General features: G+C 65.3%; 14 protein-coding genes. 6 read left to right on the top strand and 8 right to left on the bottom strand.

What is annotated here, in order from left to right:
* Positions 1-25 precede the first annotated feature (25 nt).
* Positions 26-1,051 (bottom strand): tRNA (adenosine(37)-N6)-threonylcarbamoyltransferase complex transferase subunit TsaD, encoded by a 1,026-nt coding sequence (tsaD, locus tag VK98_RS00690; protein ID WP_048412184.1) that lies wholly within the window; start codon positions 1,049-1,051, stop codon positions 26-28.
* Positions 1,052-1,173: 122 nt separating this feature from the next.
* Between tsaD and VK98_RS00685 the strand changes: the two genes are divergently transcribed.
* Complete coding sequence (locus tag VK98_RS00685; protein WP_019102622.1) at positions 1,174-1,590, top strand: OsmC family protein; 417 nt, start codon at positions 1,174-1,176, stop codon at positions 1,588-1,590.
* On the opposite strand, the gene VK98_RS00680 is transcribed toward VK98_RS00685, so the two are convergent.
* Positions 1,559-1,996 (bottom strand): hypothetical protein, encoded by a 438-nt coding sequence (locus VK98_RS00680; RefSeq protein ID WP_048412225.1) that lies wholly within the window; start codon positions 1,994-1,996, stop codon positions 1,559-1,561. The genes VK98_RS00685 and VK98_RS00680 overlap by 32 nt on opposite strands.
* A gap of 222 nt (positions 1,997-2,218) precedes the next feature.
* On the opposite strand from VK98_RS00680, the gene VK98_RS00675 reads away from it, so the two are divergent.
* From VK98_RS00675 to VK98_RS22595, 3 genes are all read left to right on the top strand, one after another.
* Positions 2,219-2,815, top strand: coding sequence for an MFS transporter (locus VK98_RS00675; protein ID WP_048412183.1), 597 nt, complete (start codon positions 2,219-2,221; stop codon positions 2,813-2,815).
* Positions 2,812-3,693: an Hsp33 family molecular chaperone HslO gene (gene hslO, locus VK98_RS00670; RefSeq protein ID WP_048412182.1), complete on the top strand. Its 882-nt coding sequence runs from the start codon at positions 2,812-2,814 to the stop codon at positions 3,691-3,693. Before VK98_RS00675 ends, hslO begins: the two co-directional genes overlap by 4 nt.
* Positions 3,694-3,914: 221 nt before the next feature.
* Positions 3,915-6,581: a collagenase gene (locus VK98_RS22595; protein ID WP_082158698.1), complete on the top strand. Its 2,667-nt coding sequence runs from the start codon at positions 3,915-3,917 to the stop codon at positions 6,579-6,581.
* A 197-nt stretch (positions 6,582-6,778) separates the two neighbouring features.
* Here the strand turns inward: VK98_RS22595 and VK98_RS00660 are convergent, their stop codons facing one another.
* On the bottom strand, positions 6,779-7,927 hold the full coding sequence (locus VK98_RS00660; RefSeq protein ID WP_231589180.1) for a hypothetical protein: 1,149 nt from the start codon (positions 7,925-7,927) through the stop codon (positions 6,779-6,781).
* A gap of 38 nt (positions 7,928-7,965) precedes the next feature.
* On the opposite strand from VK98_RS00660, the gene VK98_RS00655 reads away from it, so the two are divergent.
* Positions 7,966-8,691 carry a GAF domain-containing protein gene (locus VK98_RS00655; protein ID WP_048412181.1) on the top strand — a complete coding sequence of 242 codons (726 nt, stop codon included), beginning with the start codon at positions 7,966-7,968 and terminating at the stop codon, positions 8,689-8,691.
* 135 nt (positions 8,692-8,826) lie between these two features.
* Positions 8,827-9,408, top strand: coding sequence for a GTP cyclohydrolase II (gene ribA, locus VK98_RS00650; RefSeq protein WP_048412180.1), 582 nt, complete (start codon positions 8,827-8,829; stop codon positions 9,406-9,408).
* Between the two features lie 61 nt (positions 9,409-9,469).
* Here ribA and VK98_RS00645 read toward each other — a convergent pair whose 3' ends face one another.
* The 5 genes from VK98_RS00645 to lptF form a co-directional block, all read right to left on the bottom strand.
* Positions 9,470-10,114 carry a HugZ family protein gene (locus VK98_RS00645; protein ID WP_048412179.1) on the bottom strand — a complete coding sequence of 215 codons (645 nt, stop codon included), beginning with the start codon at positions 10,112-10,114 and terminating at the stop codon, positions 9,470-9,472.
* Between the two features lie 102 nt (positions 10,115-10,216).
* Entirely contained in the window at positions 10,217-11,845 is a 1,629-nt protein-coding gene (locus VK98_RS00640) for a protease pro-enzyme activation domain-containing protein (protein ID WP_048412178.1), read from the bottom strand.
* A gap of 342 nt (positions 11,846-12,187) precedes the next feature.
* A complete protein-coding gene (locus VK98_RS00635; RefSeq protein WP_048412177.1) occupies positions 12,188-14,761 on the bottom strand; it encodes a [protein-PII] uridylyltransferase in 2,574 nt (857 codons plus the stop codon).
* Position 14,762: 1 nt separating this feature from the next.
* Positions 14,763-15,839, bottom strand: coding sequence for an LPS export ABC transporter permease LptG (gene lptG / locus VK98_RS00630; protein ID WP_048412176.1), 1,077 nt, complete (start codon positions 15,837-15,839; stop codon positions 14,763-14,765).
* 7 nt (positions 15,840-15,846) lie between these two features.
* Positions 15,847-16,947: an LPS export ABC transporter permease LptF gene (gene lptF / locus VK98_RS00625; protein WP_048412175.1), complete on the bottom strand. Its 1,101-nt coding sequence runs from the start codon at positions 16,945-16,947 to the stop codon at positions 15,847-15,849.
* Positions 16,948-17,055 lie beyond the last annotated feature (108 nt).

Here is a 17,055-nt window from a genome sequence, read left to right as displayed (position 1 = left end):
TTTCGCGGCGATAAGATTTTCAGGTTCAAACCGCCGGCAGGCTGGACAGGTCCCAGCGCGGCTTGATCGAGTAGCTGCCGGGAGCTTGCGCGTATTGCAGCCGCATGGCGCCGGCGAAGGCGATCATCGCGCCGTTGTCGGTGCACAGCGCCAGCGGCGGATAGAACACGTCGAAGCGGCGGCGGCGCGCGGCCTCGTCCAGCGCGGCGCGCAGTTGCTTGTTGGCGCCGACGCCGCCGGCCACCACCAGCCGTTTCATGCCGCACTGCTTGAGCGCGGCCAGCGATTTCTTGGTCAGCACTTCGACGATGGCTTCCTGGAAGGCGCGGCAGATGTCTTTGCGCGTCTGTTCGTCGATCTGGCCGTCGGCGTCCGCCACTTGCTTGCTCAGCGTCAGCACCGCGGTTTTCAGGCCGGAGAAGCTCATGTCCAGATCGCCGGAATTCAGCATCGGTCGCGGCAGGGTGAAGCGGGCAGGGTCGCCTTCCTCGGCCAGCCGCGACAGCAGCGGGCCGCCGGGATAGGGCAGGCCCAGCAGCTTGGCGGTCTTGTCGAAGGCTTCGCCGGCGGCGTCGTCCAGCGTCTCGCCCAGGATCTGGTAGTCGCCGACGCCGCGCACCGCCATCAACTGCGTGTGGCCGCCGGAAACCAGCAGAGCCAGGAAAGGGAACTCCGGCCTGGGCTCGGCCAGCAGAGGCGACAGCAAATGGCCTTCCAGGTGGTGGACGCCCAGCACCGGGATGTTCAGGCCGAAGGCCAGCGCGTTGGCCACGCTGGCGCCCACCAGCAGCGCGCCGCCCAGGCCCGGGCCCTGGGTGTAGGCGATGGCGTCGAGGTCGGCCAGGGTCTTGCCGGCTTCGGCCAGGCAGGCCTCGGTCAACGGAATGGCGCGGCGGATGTGGTCGCGGCTGGCCAGCTCCGGCACCACGCCGCCGTATTCGGCGTGCATGGCCATCTGGGTGTGCAGTTGGTGGGCCAGCAGGCCGCCGTCTGTGTCGTACAGCGCGACTCCGGTTTCGTCGCAGGAAGATTCAATACCTAGTACCAGCATGTTTGGGCGCAGCTCGGAATATAGCGGGACAATCTTTCTATTTTACCGGTGAATCTTTGTTCGCCCAAATCGGGATGTTAGGCTAGCCGTTTTCGATAGCTTGACGGTGAAAGGTGGGAGCGATGAAAGCCAGGCTGAAGTGGGTGGACGGCGTGTGTTTCCTGGGCGAGAGCGGCAGCGGCCACGCTGTGGTGATGGACGGCGCGCCGGAGGGCGGCGGCAGGAATCTGGGGCCGCGGCCGATGGAACTGTTGCTGCTGGGCACTGCCGGCTGCACCAGTTACGACGTGATCACCATTTTGAAGAAGTCGCGGCAGCGGGTCAGCGATTGCTGGGTGGAGATCGAGGCCGAGCGCGCCGAGGAGGAGCCCAAGGTGTTCACCCGCATCCATTTCCATTTTGTGGTGACCGGCCATGAGTTGAAGGCCGACGCGGTGGAGCGGGCGATCAGGCTGTCGGCGGAGAAGTACTGTTCCGCCTCCATCATGCTGGGCAAGACCGCCGACATCAGCCACGATTTCGAATTGCGCGACGCCTGAGCGCCTGGCCGGCGACGGGCGGACCGGCCAGCAGTTCCGCCGCCAGGCTCATGGCCGCGTCGCAGTCCGGCCGGTGACGCAGCGGATAGCCCCAGAACTTTTCGAAGCGCGGCGCGAACTCGTCCAGATACAGCTGTTGATCGGCCTGCGGGGCGATCACGATGGTGCCCCGTATCAATTGGCGGATCTGCAGTCGGTTGTCCTTGACCCACAGCGCCGCCATTTTGCGGATGATGCGCGCGTGCAGGTCCAGTTCGGTCGGGGCCGGTTCCCTGGCGATGAAGACGAAGGGGCGCTGCTGAAGCAGCAGCTGGTCCAGCGTGGCGAAGATGTCGGTGGGCTGCTGCCCATCCGGGCGGCGGCGATCCAGCCAGACGATGGGAAAGTCTTGAGCGTGGAATTGCATGGCTATTTTGTAAATGAGAATCAATATCATTGTATCGATAAAAACCCGCTTTGTCATCCCGTCGCGGCCGCGAAGCGGTCTTGAGATTCGCGCCGGCGATCCCCACCTTTTTCCGGACCGGCCGTGGGCGCAAGGCTTGGGTTGCCGGGCGTAAGCCGATACAATAGGCGGTTTTGCGCGGCCGTCGACCCCGGGGCCGCCATCGACGAAAAAGGCGCAGGGATGACTACCATCGTGGCGGTAAGAAAGGGCGATCAGATCGCGATCGCCGCCGACAGCCAGACCACTTTTGGCGACGACCAGAAGCTGCTGGCCGGCTATGATTGTTTCCACAACAAGATTTTCCAGCACGGGGACAGCTATTTGGCCATCTCCGGCTCGGCCGCCCACGATCTGGTGCTGCAAGGCGCGCTGAAGGAATTGAAGAAGAAGGACCTGAGCAGCCGCCAGGGCATTTTCGAGACCTTCCGCAAATTGCATCCCAAGCTGAAGGACGGTTTCTACCTGCGTCCGGAAGAGGACGAGGAAGATCCGTACGAATCCAGCCAGATGATGGTGGTGATCGCCAACCGTCACGGCATTTTCGGGGTTTACCCGATGCGCGAGATCTACGAGTTCTCTCGCATCTGGGCGATAGGCTCCGGCCGCAAGTTCGCGATGGGCGCGATGTACGCGGTGTACGACCAGGCGCTGAGCGCGCGCGAGATCGCCGAGATCGGCGTGCGCGCCGGCTGCGAATTCGACGTCAGTTCTTCGATGCCGATGACGGTCTATACCGTAGAACTGGCGGCGGACAAGGATAAGAAAGACACAGCATGAGCACACAAGACAGATTGCAACGATTTTTGTTCGACGGCGCGCCGGTGCGCGGCGCGCTGGTGAGGCTGGACGGCGCCTGGCAGCAGGTGCTGGCCCGCCGCAGCTATCCGCCGGCCTTGAAGAAGATCGTCGGCGAGATGATGGCGGCGGCCGAGCTGATGGCCGCCAATCTCAAGTTCGACGGCGCGCTGATCCTGCAGCTTCACGGCGCCGGCGCCCTGAAGCTGGCGGTGGTGGAGTGCAACAACGACCGCACCATTCGCGCCACCGCCAAGTGGGACGAAGGCATTGCCGACGACGCCTCCATCCAGTCCTTGCTGGGCGCTCACGGCCGCTTCGTGGTGACGCTGGAGCCGCGCGTGGACAAGGCGCAAACCTGGCAGGGCATCGTGGCGCTGGAAGGCGACAGCATAGGCGAGATGCTGGAGAACTATATGTTGCGCTCCGAGCAGCTGGAAACCCGGCTGATTCTGGCCTCCAGCGACGAAACCGCCGCCGGCATGCTGTTGCAGAAGCTGCCGGAAGGCCACGGCGATCCGGAGGGCTGGGAGCGCATCCAGATGCTGGGCGCCACGCTGAGAGCGGACGAACTGCTGGGCCTGCCGGCCGAGGACGTGCTGCATAGGCTGTTCCATGAGGAAACGGTGCGGGTGTTCGATCAGGAAACGGTGAGCTTCGCCTGCAATTGCAGCCGCGAGCGCGTCGGCGACATGCTGAAGATGCTGGGCGGCCAGGAGGTGGGCGAGGTGTTGCTGGAGCAGGGCAGCGTGGAAATCGTTTGCGACTACTGCAACCAGCATTACGTCTATGATGAGGAAGACGCCAACCGACTGTTCGATTACGACGTGATGGCCGCCGCGCGCGAAGCCAGGCATTGATGCATTAGTCGGTTTGGCAACAAACTTTATGGAAGCCGCCTGCGCGGCTTTTTTTACGCCCTTTTTTCGGCGAAAAACAGGGTAAAAATACCAATGTTGTAATTATGGTTTAAATTGGCGGTTTTATTTTAAACTGAATTCTCATGACGATGGCTATTCTATATGATTTGAAATGCGCATCTGAATATTGATGCGACATTATTAATGTCTTGGATAGCGTCATGATAAAAACAGCTTCGCTCAGCGGCGTGCGCGCACTGAGTCTTTCCGTGATGGCCGCCGCCTTATTGGCCGGTTGCGTCAGCGATTCCGAAAAAACAACGGTCAACCAGCCGGCGCCGCAGGCCAATCTGCCGCAGGCCGGCCACTCCTCGCATTCTCCGGCGCTGTCGGAGAAACCGTCCTACCCGCACGGCCTGCCACCCGGCGCGCCGGCCGACGGCGCCGGCCCCGGCGCCAAGCCGCAAGGGCCGATGCAGCAGACCGGCGCGCGCCGCGCCAAGGTTGCCGCGGCCGCGCCGCAATACGCCGCCTGCGAGGAAGCCAAGCTGGGCCAGTTGTCCGGCGCGGCGCTGGCGCGCTATGTGGCCAGCGTGCAGGGCAGCTGCATGAACCGCCTGTTCCAGGCGGACGCCTTCACCTACCGAGTGGTGTCGCCGGCGAATATGCGCGAAGTGGCGGCCGAAGCCCGCGCCCGCGCGCAAAACTGGGACGGCAAGAGCGCCAACGGCTTGTGGCCGCTGGCGGTGTTCCTGAAGGCCGGCTACTTCACCCAGTACAGCCACGCCGCGGAAGTGGGCGACTACGGCCGTCCGGTGGACGAGCCGGTGATGCAGGCGGTGAGCGCGCTGGCAGAGAATCCGGCGCTGTGGAGTGAACCTGTGCGCGACGGCAGCGGCGATCAAGACGCCTGGTATCTGGCGACCGATCTGCGCCAGTCGGTGGCGGAAACCATGATCCTGGCGGATTCGGTACGCAAGCAGGAATACGCGCTGCCGCTGCTGCAGCGCTTCTTCGGCCGCTACAACGCCGCGGCGAAGAACAACTGGGCGCGCATCGCGCTGCACCCGATGCAGACCACGCTGTTCAATATGCATTACACCGAGGGCTTCGCCGCCAAGGCGGGCGCCGGTCAACTGGACGCGCTGGCGACCAGCCTGGCAGGGCTGACCCGCGCCGGCCAGCCGGCCTTCGCCGATGAACAAATGTATCTGAACACCGTGCGCGAAACCGGCCGCTTCATGCAATACCCGCGCACCGCCAAGCTGGCGGAAGACGCGGTGGCCGGCTTGCTGGGCGGTGAGAAGTTCGGCGCCTCGTGGGCGGAAGCGGTGTACGCCTTGAAGAAGCTGGGCAAGGTGCCGTGCGAGCGCTACGGCATCTGCCAGGCCGAGCAGGAGCTGAAAACGCATCTGTTCCCGCACAGCTGGAGCTTCGACAACGGCAATCTGGTGTTCGAAACCCCGCTGGCGCTGGCCGAGGTGGAACCGCTGTACTACGCGATGAAGCAGGTGCAGGCGCAACTGGGCCGGGTCAGCGGCATCAGCCAGCCGGTGACGGGCGACAGCAACGCCAAGCTGCGCATGGTGATCTACGGCAGCAAGACCGCCTACCAACGCTTCCAGGGCCTGCTCAATGAATTGTCCACCGACAACGGCGGCATCTACATCGAGAAGGACGGCACCTTCTACACCTTCCAGCGCGAAGTGCCGCGCGAGAGCTATCTGAGCCTGGAAGAGCTGGTGCGCCACGAGTACGTGCACTATCTGTCCGGCCGCTTCATCCAGCCCGGCATGTGGGGCAGCTCCGAATTCTACCGCGACGACCGCCGCATGGCCTGGTACGACGAGGGCTTCGCCGAGTTCATGGCCTGGAGCACTTCGCGCGACGGCATCAAGGTGCGCGGCCACGTGGTGGACGTGGTGGCCAATGGCTGGCCGCAAAGCTATCTGGAACCATCCCGCATCATGCGCTCCAGCTATAGCGACGGCTGGGACTTCTACAGCCATTCCGCCCTGTGGTTCTACTATCTGAACCAGCAACAGCCGGGCCGTATCGCCGAGATCCTGGCCGCGCTGCGCGCCGACGACGTCAAGCGCTTCGACGCGCTGGTGGCGGAAATGGGCCGCGACGCCGGCCTGGCGCAGGGCTTCCACGACTATGTGGGCCGTCAGGTGGAGGCGCAGCGCGCCGGCCAGCTGGGCAATACTTCGACCGAGCAGGGCGTGGACTGGCTGAAGCAGGCGCAATGGCAGGCCGGCGACGTCGGCGTGATCGAAGGCGCGATGCGTCGCCATCTGCCGGTGGCGTGCCGCGTCTGGGCCGACGGCGAGCGCAGCGCGCTGCGCCGCTTCGAATGCGACGGCGCGCTGCCGCTGCGTTCCGGCACCGCCACGCTGGCGCGCCAGGAACTGGACAAGACCCTGGACTCCGCCTTGCAGAGCCTGCTGCGCGGCAGCGGCATCAACAATATGATGGCGCTCAACTGCGCGGCCACCGACTACGACTTCAAGGCCAAGCGCGCCGCGCTGCGCTGCGAAGGCCCGTTGGGTCCGGCCGCGTCGCAGCCTTCGCAACCGGGCGGCGGAGACGCGCAACTGGGTTTGGCCAAGCTCAGCTATTCCAGCCCTGTGCGCTGCCTGCGCGGCCAGCTGCAAGGCGTGGGCGCGCCGGACGGCTATAGCCTGGTGACCGGTCCCAAGCTGGGCCGCGCCATCATGGCCGACCACGGCGCGTTCAACTACCGCCGCGATCAGGACCAGCCGGGCGTGGCCGACCAGATCACCGTGCGGGTGCGCAAGGGCGCGCAAACGCGGGACGTGGTGGTGCAGTTGCTGGCGACGCCGGTGAATATGTCGGAAGAGGAGTGCTGGGCTCGCGCCGGTTGAGGCGTGTCTGAGGTATGAATGAAAAGAGCCGGGAGATTCCCGGCTCTTTTTGTTTTAGAACCTGTTTACGATCTGCTGCGCTTCGGCGATACAGCGTTGAAAACACCCTCAAAATGCTCATGTACCAACCGTACACTCCGCTTTTTCGGTCGTTTTCGCCTTGTCTCGCTCTTGCTCGCGAGACTTTGAACAGGTTCTTAGAGCGCTTGAACCTGGCCCAGGTCCGGCCGCTCCAGCCACGCCATGAAGGCGTCGCCCAGCCTTTGGCTCTCGGCGGTGGCCTGGCGCCAGACCTGCTGGCGCTGAGCGTCCCGGCCCAGGTAGCGGTGGAAGTCCTTGCGGTCCGGCAGTTTGCCGCCGGGCAGCCGCGCCAGGTAGTCGGGCGACGGCGCGATCAACACGGTGTTGGCGTGGTGGGCCGGACTGGACCGGCGCCAGGGCAGGAATTTGTCGAACCAGCCGGGCACGATGCGATCGGTGAAATGCGGGTAGAGCACGATGTCGTCGCCCTGGGCGAAGGGGAAGTCCAGATGGTAGTCGGTCAGGCCGCCGTCGCGGTAAGTGGCCGCCGGCGCGCCCGGCAGCTGCACGCCGTTGAGCACGCCGGGAATGGCGATGGTGCCCATCAGCGCGGCGTCCAGATTATCCGTTCCCAGCGGCTGGCACAGCGTGGGGATGTCGTCTTCGGGCTTGAAGCGCAAGGCGCTGCGCGGATCGTGGCAGATCACCCGGCTGAAGGCGTGGCGCAGCAGGCCGCGCGACACGGCGTTGAGCGCGGCGCTCAAGGCCAGACCGCCCAGCAGCGCCGCCCGCGCCTCGCTGGCGAGCAGGCCGTGGGAACGCACCAGCAACAGGCTAAGCTGATAGTGCGGGTGATCGATCAGCCCGGCGCGCGCCGCCGGCGGCAGCACCTCGTCCAGCATCAGCCGGGTCTGGCGGGTGATGTCGGCCACGCCGATGTCGGCGGCGTAGGTTTCCGCGGTGTAGCGCTCCGCCAGCCGGGCCAGCGCCTGGCGCGGGTCGGCCTGCATCGCGCAGGCGAAGCGCCAGCCGCCGATGGAGGCGCCGACCAGCTCGCGCCGGCGCGGGCTGCGGTTCAGCCATTCGAACACCGCCTGGTCCAGGCCGGTGATGCCTATCGCCTTGGGGCCGCCGGCTGCGCCGGGCAGGGTGGCCACGCTGGCGGCGGGCAGGCCCTGGCTGGCCAGCAGCTTGCGCGCGTGCGCGCCGGCTTTGATCACGAGGGGCGGGTAAGGGATATGGATGGCGGGCATGGTGTCGTATTCTGGACTGGGGTTGGCCAGCGCGGGGCGGTTTTTGGTATCCTGCTGGGTTTCGATATTCATTCGCATCGGGCGGCGCGGCCGCCTTCAGGAGCACAGTCATGATACCCGTAAGCCAACTGGCCGACTATCTGCGCGAGCAGAGCCTGGAACTGGATCGCACCGAGCTGCAGATCGCGGTGCTGACCCTGTCCGCGGTGTTGAACGCGGACAAGCCGGCGGCGCGCCAGGATTTGTACCGCTACCGGGTGCCCAAATTGAGCGAGGACGGCAGCTGCTCTCTGTTCGAGGAGCTGGCCGACGAGCCTTACGACCTGGCGCCGCTGTTCGGCGGCGAAAGCCCGGAGGCGGCGACGGCGCTGCGCAATCTGCACGCGCTGGTGGAGTCGGTGAACCACAAGGTGGGCGCGGACTGGCTGGGCGTCTACCGCAAGATAGGCAAGGGCCAGCAGGCCAAGCTGGTCAAGCTGGCCTATCAGGGCGTGCCCAGCCGCGCCGAGTTTCCGCTGACCGAGGCCTTCGCCGAATACAGCAACAACAGCCGGGTGGGCCTGACCGGTTGGGCGGTGTTGATCGAGGACGTCAAAGCCTGGCGCGCCGAGGGCGGCGGCTATTACGAGTGCGACCCCAAGGTGATGAGCGAGGTCTGCCTGCCGGTGCTGGGCCAGGACGACAATGTGCTGGGCATTCTGGACGCCGAGGCCTCCAGCGCCGGCTTCTTCACGCCGGAGCGGCTGGTGTGGCTGACCGCGCTGGCCATCGTGCTGGCCGAGCCCTTCGCCGCCTTGCCGCTGGCGCTTGAAAATCCGGAAGCCGACCACAGTTAATCAAGATTATCGCGCGCGGATTCAGGCGCGCTCATTAGGGCCTGTGGACGCGGGTTTTCAGCCGCGACAGGCGCTAAATCTAGTGGAGAAACAATGTCATTGCCTGCTGTCGAGCTCAGCGCGGATGAGCCGAGGATGGAATACATAGCCAGTTGCAAGCTGCCCACCCCCTGGGGCGAGTTCACCATGCATGGTTTTGAGGAGGAGGGCGGCCGCGAGCACGTCGCGCTGACTCTGGGCACGATAGACGACGGCGAGCCGGTGCTGTCGCGCCTGCATTCGGAGTGTCTGACCGGAGACGCGCTGTTTTCGCTGCGCTGCGACTGCGGTTTCCAACTGGAGGCGGCCTTGTCCGCCATCGCAGCCGAAGGCCGCGGCGCCTTGCTGTATCTGCGTCAGGAAGGCCGCGGCATCGGCCTGATCAACAAGATCCGCGCCTACCAGCTGCAGGACGGCGGCGCCGACACCGTGGAAGCCAACGAGCGGCTGGGTTTTCCCGCCGACATGCGCGATTTCCGCATCGCCCGCCACATGCTGGAACAGCTGGGCGTGTCGCGGGTGCGGGTGATGACCAATAATCCGCGCAAGATCGAAACCCTGCGCAGCGCCGGCATCGACGTGGTGGAACGGGTGCCGCTGGAGGTGGGGCGCAATCCGCACAACGACCGTTATCTGGACACCAAGGCCAGCAAGCTGGGCCATATGTTGTTCAAGTGAGCGGCCGCGCCGGAACGGCGCCGCCAGGGATGAGGGAACGGGAGCCGGCGGCTCCCGTTTTTCATGCCAGCGCGGCGATCAGTTCCGGCCAGCGGGCGGCCAGTTCGTCGCTTTCCAGCGCGGCGGGGAAGGCCAGGCGCCGGCGCGCGGCGGCGCTCTCGTAGTCGATGCCGTGGCAGTCGGCGCCCAGCAGCCGGACGCCGGCGGGCAGCGCGGCGGCCCGATCCAGCAATTCCGCTTCCCGTTCCGGCTCCAGCGTCGGACCGTCCAGCCACTGTTCCGCCTCCAGCCAGCCCATGCGGCCGAAGCCCTCGATATAGCGCAGCCGTTGCGGCCGCAGCCGGTAGAAGGCGAAGTCCAGCCGCAGCCAGTCTTCGGCCTCCGGCTGGTAGCGCAGGTGGCGGGCCAGCTCCAGCGGCGTGGGCTGGAAGGGCTCCATGTCGCCCAGCAGGGTCAGGCGCGAGCCGCTCTGGCTGGACGCGGCCTCCGGGTCCAGCAGCGCCACGCTGCAGCGCGGATCGGCTTGCAGGTTCTTGCTGTGCTCGGCCAGCGCGCTGAGGCAGAGCGTGGGCCGGTGGCGGGCGTCTGGCACGCAGGGTATCGGCGTGGCGTAGGGGTAGCCGGCCAGTTGGGTGCTGTGGCTGGCCAGGCTGGCGTGGACGCAGCGGTGCAGCAGATGGATGGCGGCGGCGGGCGGGATTTTCATGGCGATTTATCTTTGGCGCTAAGTGGCCCCATCTTAGCCGCCGGCGGCGGCGGGCGCAAAAAAGCCCCGGCGGGCCGGGGCTCAAGGCGAGAGGGCGCCGCTTTAAAAACCAGGTGTCCGCGCGATGAAGGCGTTCAGATTGGCGATGTTCAGACTGCCCCAGCCGGTGGTGTAGTCCCAGCCCTTGGCGGCGCTGTAGGCGCCGTTGCTGCCGCTGGTGACGTCGTGGTACAGCGCCGGGTTGGCCTTGAAGTATTTGTAGATGGAAGGCGCCGGCGAGTTGATGTTGTTGCCGTTGGCCGATTCTATCCGCGCCCAGAAGCCGGTGAACAGCGGCGCCGCCAGGCTGGTGCCGCCGATCTGCGAGAGGCCGCCGTTGACCAGCACCAGCGCGCCGCTGTTGGGGTCGGCGTCGAAGGAGACGTCGGGCACGCCGCGCTTGGTCTTGGAGATGGTCAGCACGCCGGCGCTGGTCTGCCAGGCCGGAGCGTTCTCGGTGTAGCTGGGGCCGCCGCCGCCGCCGTTCCAGGTGCTTTCCGACAGGTAGCCGGTCTTGCCGCTGGTGGACAGCGTGGTGCCGCCGACGGCGATCACGTACGGGGACACCGCCGGGTAGCTCTGGCGCGCGGTGCGGCCGCCGCATTCGTAGGAGCCGGAGTCGCCGGTGGACACCGAGAAGGTCTGACCCTGGGCCACCGCCGCCTGGAAAATCTGGTCGGCGCTGGCGGTCATGCCGTCGCTCTTGGCGCTGGTTTCGCACTCGCCCAGCGAGACGTTGACCACCTTGGCCGTGCCGTCGCTGACCGCGGCGTTGAAGGCGGCGGTGATGTCGGCGTTGGTCATCGACGGCGCCACGTAGAAATTCATCTGCTGCACCGCGCCGCCGGCGGCGGCGAGGATGTCCTGACTGTCCAGGTTCCATTCCTCGGTGCCGGAGGTGTCGCTGCTGGGCGCGCCGCTATTGATCACCGAGGTGGCCACCGCGCCGTAGCCGGCGCCGCTGGCGAAGTCCTGCAGATCGCTCAGCGTCTGGCTCAGGTCGCCCTCGGCGATGATGCCGACGGTGGTGTTGCCGGCCGGCGGCAGGCTGTTCGCGTTGTAGATGCTCGGGAAATCGGTGGGCGAGTGGCCGCTGACGCTGGCGGTCTTGAAGGCTTGCGGCGTTGGGTGGCGCAGCGCGGTGTGGAACTGGTGGACGTTCTGCAGGCCGTGCACCGCCAGCACGATGTCGGCCAGCGCGCCGGGCACCTGGGCGTTGGCGACATTGGCGTAGGCCTGGTGGCCGTCGATGGCGTAGCGGTGCAGCGAGGTCTGAAAGCCGGCCTTGACCGTGGCAGCGCTGCCGTCGGCGGTGATCAGCAGGCGGTTGGGCGCCACCTTGATGTTGCGGAAGCCGCTGGCCTGGAGGTGCTTGACCACGGCCTGGGCCTGGGCTTCGGTGGGGGAGAACTGATTCAGGAACTCGGTCTTGCTCAGGTAACGCTTGCTGCGGCCCTGCAGGATGTCCTGGGTCAGCGCGTCAAGTTGCGCCTTGTTGCGCGCTTTCAGCGCCACCGCGATGTGCACGCTTTGTCCGGCGGCGACTTCGCCGCTGTCCTGCGCTTGCGGAATCAGCGTCTGTACGGGATGAGCCAGGGTGTTGGTGGACTGCCAGTCTAGGGTTGCTGCTTGCGCCGCGATGCTGAAGAAGGCGGCGGACACCAGTGCGGCCGTGTATTGCTTGGCAAACATTCACTTCTCCTCTGAAGAAGTACCGCGCGGGCCTGCTGTCGGGCAAGGCCCTTGGACCAGGCTTGTGGTCGCTCGACGGCGCGCCTTTGGTCCAGGTTGGTTGCCCTTGGTGCGGAAGGGCTGCTCCCAATGGGGAACGCTGAATGTGTAATCCTTGATGTCGGTGAATGACAAATAAATTTACGTACAGCGGATAAACTGTCTGAAAAAAGCAAATCTATGACGTTTGCAATGCGGTTTGCTGATCGAGGGAATGAGCGGCGCGCATGGCCGGAGCCGGGCCGGGCGTTTGCTTCAAGTCTTGGCCGCGTTCTTGTTCCGTGGCCTGGGCCGCTGCCTAGCCTAGAGCCGCAGCGCGGCCATTAGCGCGTTCTCCAGCGCCAGCACGGTCTTGTCTTCGTTGAGGCCGGGGCCGGAGATCAGGAAGGAGTCCTCGGCGCGGCTGCCCAGGGTCATGATCTTGGCGGATTGCACGTTCATCCGGTAGTCGGACAGCACTTTGGCGATGCGCGCCAGCAGGCCGGGGCGGTCGCCGGCGACGATGGACAGCACGTAGAAACTGGCTTTGTCGTCCGGGCGGATCAGGATTTGCGGCGTGATCGGGAAGTGTTTGAGGTGGCGGCTGATGCGGCCGGAGGCGGGTAGGCTCAGCTCGCCCTCCTGGCGCAGGCATTCGGCCAGCTCGAACTCGATGAAATTGATCATGTCGCGGTAATCGCCGTCGTGGTGCTCGGGCACGAAGACGTGGAAGGTGTCCAGCGCGTAGCCGTGGCGGGTGGTGTAGACCTTGGCGTCGGCGATGCTGTAATGGGTGCGGCCGAAGAAGGCGCAGGCGCGGGCGAACAGTTCCGGCCGGTCCCGGGTGTAGATCAGCACCTGTATGCCCTCGTGGTCGTCGGACAACCGGGCGCGCACCAGCGGGCCGTCGGCGTGGACGAAGCGGTTGAGCAGCCGCGCGTGCCAGGCGATCTCCTTGGCCTCGTGGCGCAGGAAGTAGACGGTGTCCAGCTCCTGCCACAGCGCGGCCTCCACGCCGCTGGGCACCGCGTGCAGGCGCAGCAGCGCCTGGGCCTGGTGCTTGCGCTCCTCCAGCTCCGAGGCGACGTCCAGCTGGCCGCCGCGCACCAGTTGGCGCATCGCCGCGTGGTAGAGATCTTCCAGCAGCTTGGCCTTCCACGCGTTCCAGACCTTGGGGCTGGTGCCGCGGATGTCGGCCACGGTCAGCAGGTAGAGCGCGGTCAGCCGGCGCGGCGTGCCGACCAGCTCGGCGAAGCGGCGCACGGTTTCCGGGTCGTAGATGTCCTGTTTCTGCGCCACGCTGGACATGGTCAGGTGCTGGCCCACCAGCCAGGCCACCAGTTCGCCGTCCTCGGCCGGCAAGCCGTGCTGACGGCAGAAATCCGCCGCGTCCGTCATGCCCAGCGTCGAGTGGTCGCCGCCGCGGCCTTTGGCGATGTCGTGGAACAGGCCTGCCAGGTACAGCGTTTCCGGCCTTTCGAAGTCGTTGATCAGCCGGGACATCAGCGGGTATTCGTGGGTGAAGGCGCTGCTGGCGAAGCGCCGCAGATTGCGCACCACCATCAGAATGTGCTCGTCCACGGTGTAGACGTGGAACAGATCATGCTGCATCTGGCCGACGATGTGGCCGAAATTGGGCAGGTAGCGGCCCAGCACCCCGTACAGATTCATCCGCCGCAGGCAGCGCGTCAGGCCGTTGGGCTCGCGAAACAGTTGCAGGAACAGTTCGCGGTTGCGCGGATTGTTGCGGAAGCGTTCGTTGATGTGGCTGCGCGCGTGCCACAACGCGCGCAGCATGCGCGGGGCGAAGCCGGTCAGCTCCGGATTGCGCTGCAGCATCAGAAAGGCTTCCAGGATGGCGGACGGGTATTTCTCGAACACGTCCGGCTGACGGATGCCCAGCATGCCGTTGACCGAGTAGAAGCGTTCGTTCAGGTTCTGGGTGATGCGCGGCACTTGCGAATAGATCCGGCCGCGCAGATTGGGCAGCAAGATGCCGTTGAGCTGGTTGACGGTCTTGGCTGCGCGGTAATACAGCTGCATCGCCTGTTCGCTGGCGCGTTTGGCCGGCGTGTCCTGCAGGCCCAGCGCCCGGCCCAGCTGCTGTTGCAAATCGAAGATCAGCCGGTCTTCGCGCCGGCGCGCCAGCAGGTGCAGCTCGATGCGCAGGCCCAGCAGCTGGCGTTCGCTGTGCTTGATCAGCCTCGCCTCGGCCAGGGTCAGAATGCCGCGGCGCACCAGCGCGTCCCAGTTGTCGCCCAGACCGATGGCCTTGCTGATCCACAGAATGGTGTGCAGATCGCGCAGGCCGCCCGGGCTTTCCTTGATATTGGGCTCCAGATTGTTGCCCACGCCGAAGTGGCGGGTGTGGCGCTGCTGCTGCTCCTGGGTCTTGCCTTCGAAAAAGGCCAGCGGGTCGCGCTGGCGGTCCAGCAGCGCGCTCATCCGCCGCCAGGGCGCGGCGTCGCCGGCGATCAGCCGGTTTTCCAGCAGATTGGTTTCAATGGTGATGTCGCCGCGCGCCTCGGATAGGCATTCGTCGACGGTGCGCACGCTGTGGCCTATCTCCAGGCCCACGTCCCACAGCAGGCTGATGAAGGCGCCGACGCGCTCGCCCAGCTCCGGCGACGGCGGCTGGTCCAGCAGCACCAGCAGGTCGATGTCGGAGTGGGGGAAGAGCTGGCCGCGGCCGTAGCCGCCCACCGCGATCAGGCTGGCGGCGCCGTCCAGGCCGGACTGCGCCCACAAGGCTTGCAGCGCGCCGTCCACCGTCTGGCTGTGCCGCTTCAGGTACTCCTGGGGATTGCGTTGCTGGCGGTATTGCTCCGCCAGCGCCTGACGTTTGCCGGCCAGTTCCTGGCGCATGCGAGCGAGGGAGTCCGCGGCCGGCGAGTTCATGTCAGCGCCTTTCCTGCCTGGCGATGATGGCGACGCCCGCCACCAGGAACAGCAAGGTGGGCAGCGTGGCGGACAGGATGGGGTTCCAGTCGTACAGCAGGCCCAGATGGCCGAACAGGCGGTTCACGAAGTGAAAGGCGATGCCCAGGCAGATGCCGCCGAACAGGCGGATGCCCAGCTGGCCGTGGCGGCGTTGCTGCGGGGTGAAGGCCAGCGCCACCAGCGCCATCGAGATGCAGGCCAGCGGGTAGAACAGCTTGCTCCACAGCGCGATCTCATAGCGCTGGGTCTGTTGTTTGTTGCTGCGCAAGTGCTCCAGATAGGTCAGCAGCGCGCTGGCCGACATCTGTTCCGGCACCACCAGCAGCACCGACAGGATTTCCGGCTCGACGATGGATTTCCATGACAGCTCCGGGTAGTGGCGGCTGACGGACTGATCCGCGCCCAGCGTGGTTTCGCGCACATTGATCAGCCGCCATTGCTGCTCGTCCTTGGAGAAGGAGCCGCGTTCGGCGTAACGGGTGCGCACCAGGCGGAAATTGTCGTCGTAGGTGTAAATGCGCACGCCCAGCAGAGAAGTGTCCGGCAGCATTTCATGGACGTTGATGAAGTTCTGGTTGTCCTTGACCCAGATGCCGGAGCGGAATTCCTGCGCCACCATCGAGTGGGTGGCGGACAGCTTAAGGCTTTGCGCCTGCTGGCCGGTGCGCGGCGCCACCACCTCGCCCAGCAGCACGGTGAGCAAGGCGAAGCCGAGACCGAACTTCAGCAGCGTGGCGGCGATCTGCGGCAGCGTCACGCCGCTGGTGCGTATCACCGTGTATTCGCTGCTGGTGGCCAGCTGGGTCATCGCCACCATGCCGCCGATCAAGACCGCCAGCGGCATCAGTTCATAGGCGTGGCCCGGCATCAGCAGCGCGACATAGCCCAGCATCTTGCCCAGGGTGTAGCTGCCCTTGCCCAGATTGGGCACTTCGGCCAGCAGGTCGAAGAAGCCGTACAGGCCCAGCAGGGCCAGCAGGGTGAACAAGGTCGCCTGGCTCAGGGTGGCGACGATGTAGCGATGAATCAGTTTCATGACGGGATCAGGGTTTCCGGAACAACAGGGACAAGGCCTGGCCGATGGGACGGGCCGGCCGGTTGCGGTAGCTCAACAGCGCCAGCGCCAGCGCCAGCATGGCCAGGTGCACCAGGAGCACCAGCCAGACGCCGGCCTTGCCCTGGGCCACCCAGTTGCGGGCCACGGTCAGTCCGTTCTGATAAACGAAGAAAACCAGCAGCGACAGCAGCAGATTGTAGGTCTGGCCGCTGCGCGGGTTGAAATAGGACATCGGAATCGCCAGCAGCGCCAGGATCACGCAGCTGATCGGCATCGACAGCCGCCAGGCCAGCTCGGCGCGGTAGTCGGCCGAATCCTGGCTCAGCAGCTGGGCGGTGGGAATGGCCTGACGGTTGCCGGACGGGCCGGGCATCTGCTGGCTTTCGCCGATGCCGGCGGTGTAGCGCTGGAACTCCGCCACTTCGTAGCTGGCGCTGCCGGGCTCGCCGACGTAGCGCTGGCCGTGCTCCAGCACCACCACGCGCTCGCCGTCCGGGCGAGTGGTAATAAAACCGGATTTGGCGAAAATGGTGGCCACTTTGCCGTCGGTGATTTCCTGCATGAAGATATTGGTGGCCGCGCCGTGCTCGCCGGAGTAGTTCTCGATGAAGTACACCTTGTTGGACGAGGCGGATTCCTTGAACACGCCGGGAGAGATCGCGGACACCTCTTCACGGCGTTTAATCTGTTCGGCATAGTCCTGGCTGCGCTGGTCGGCCCATGGGCCGATGAACAGGGTGACGCCGGCGATCAGCACCGCCAGCGGCAGGGTGAAGCGCATCACCGGCCACACCCAATTGCTCAGCGACAGGCCGGAACTGAGCCAGACCACCATCTCGTGATCGCGCCAAATGCGGGTCAACACCACCAAAATGGTGGCGAAAACCGTCAAAATCATCAATACCGGGAAAAAGCCCAGCGTAGTGAAGCCAAGCACCGCGGCAACGGCCTCGTTGGCCATTTGTCCTTCGGCCGCGCGGCCCAGCAGGTTGACTGCCTGAGTGGAAACGATAATCGCCAGGAGCACGATGAAAACGCCTAATGCGCTCAAAGTCAGCTCGCGAGTCAGGCTTTTTTGAAAAACCATTTATTCAGTGCCTTTTTGACTTTTCATGAAAAGCATTGTGATAATTCCGGGGACCATCCAGAAACGTCAAAAACGGACGATTTCGGAATCAACAACAAAATCCGTCTT

The sequence above is a fragment of the Chromobacterium sp. LK11 genome (assembly GCF_001043705.1).
In the GTDB taxonomy this organism is placed as follows: Bacteria; Pseudomonadota; Gammaproteobacteria; order Burkholderiales; family Chromobacteriaceae; genus Chromobacterium; species Chromobacterium alkanivorans.
This window is presented reverse-complemented; position numbering and strand designations above follow the sequence as displayed.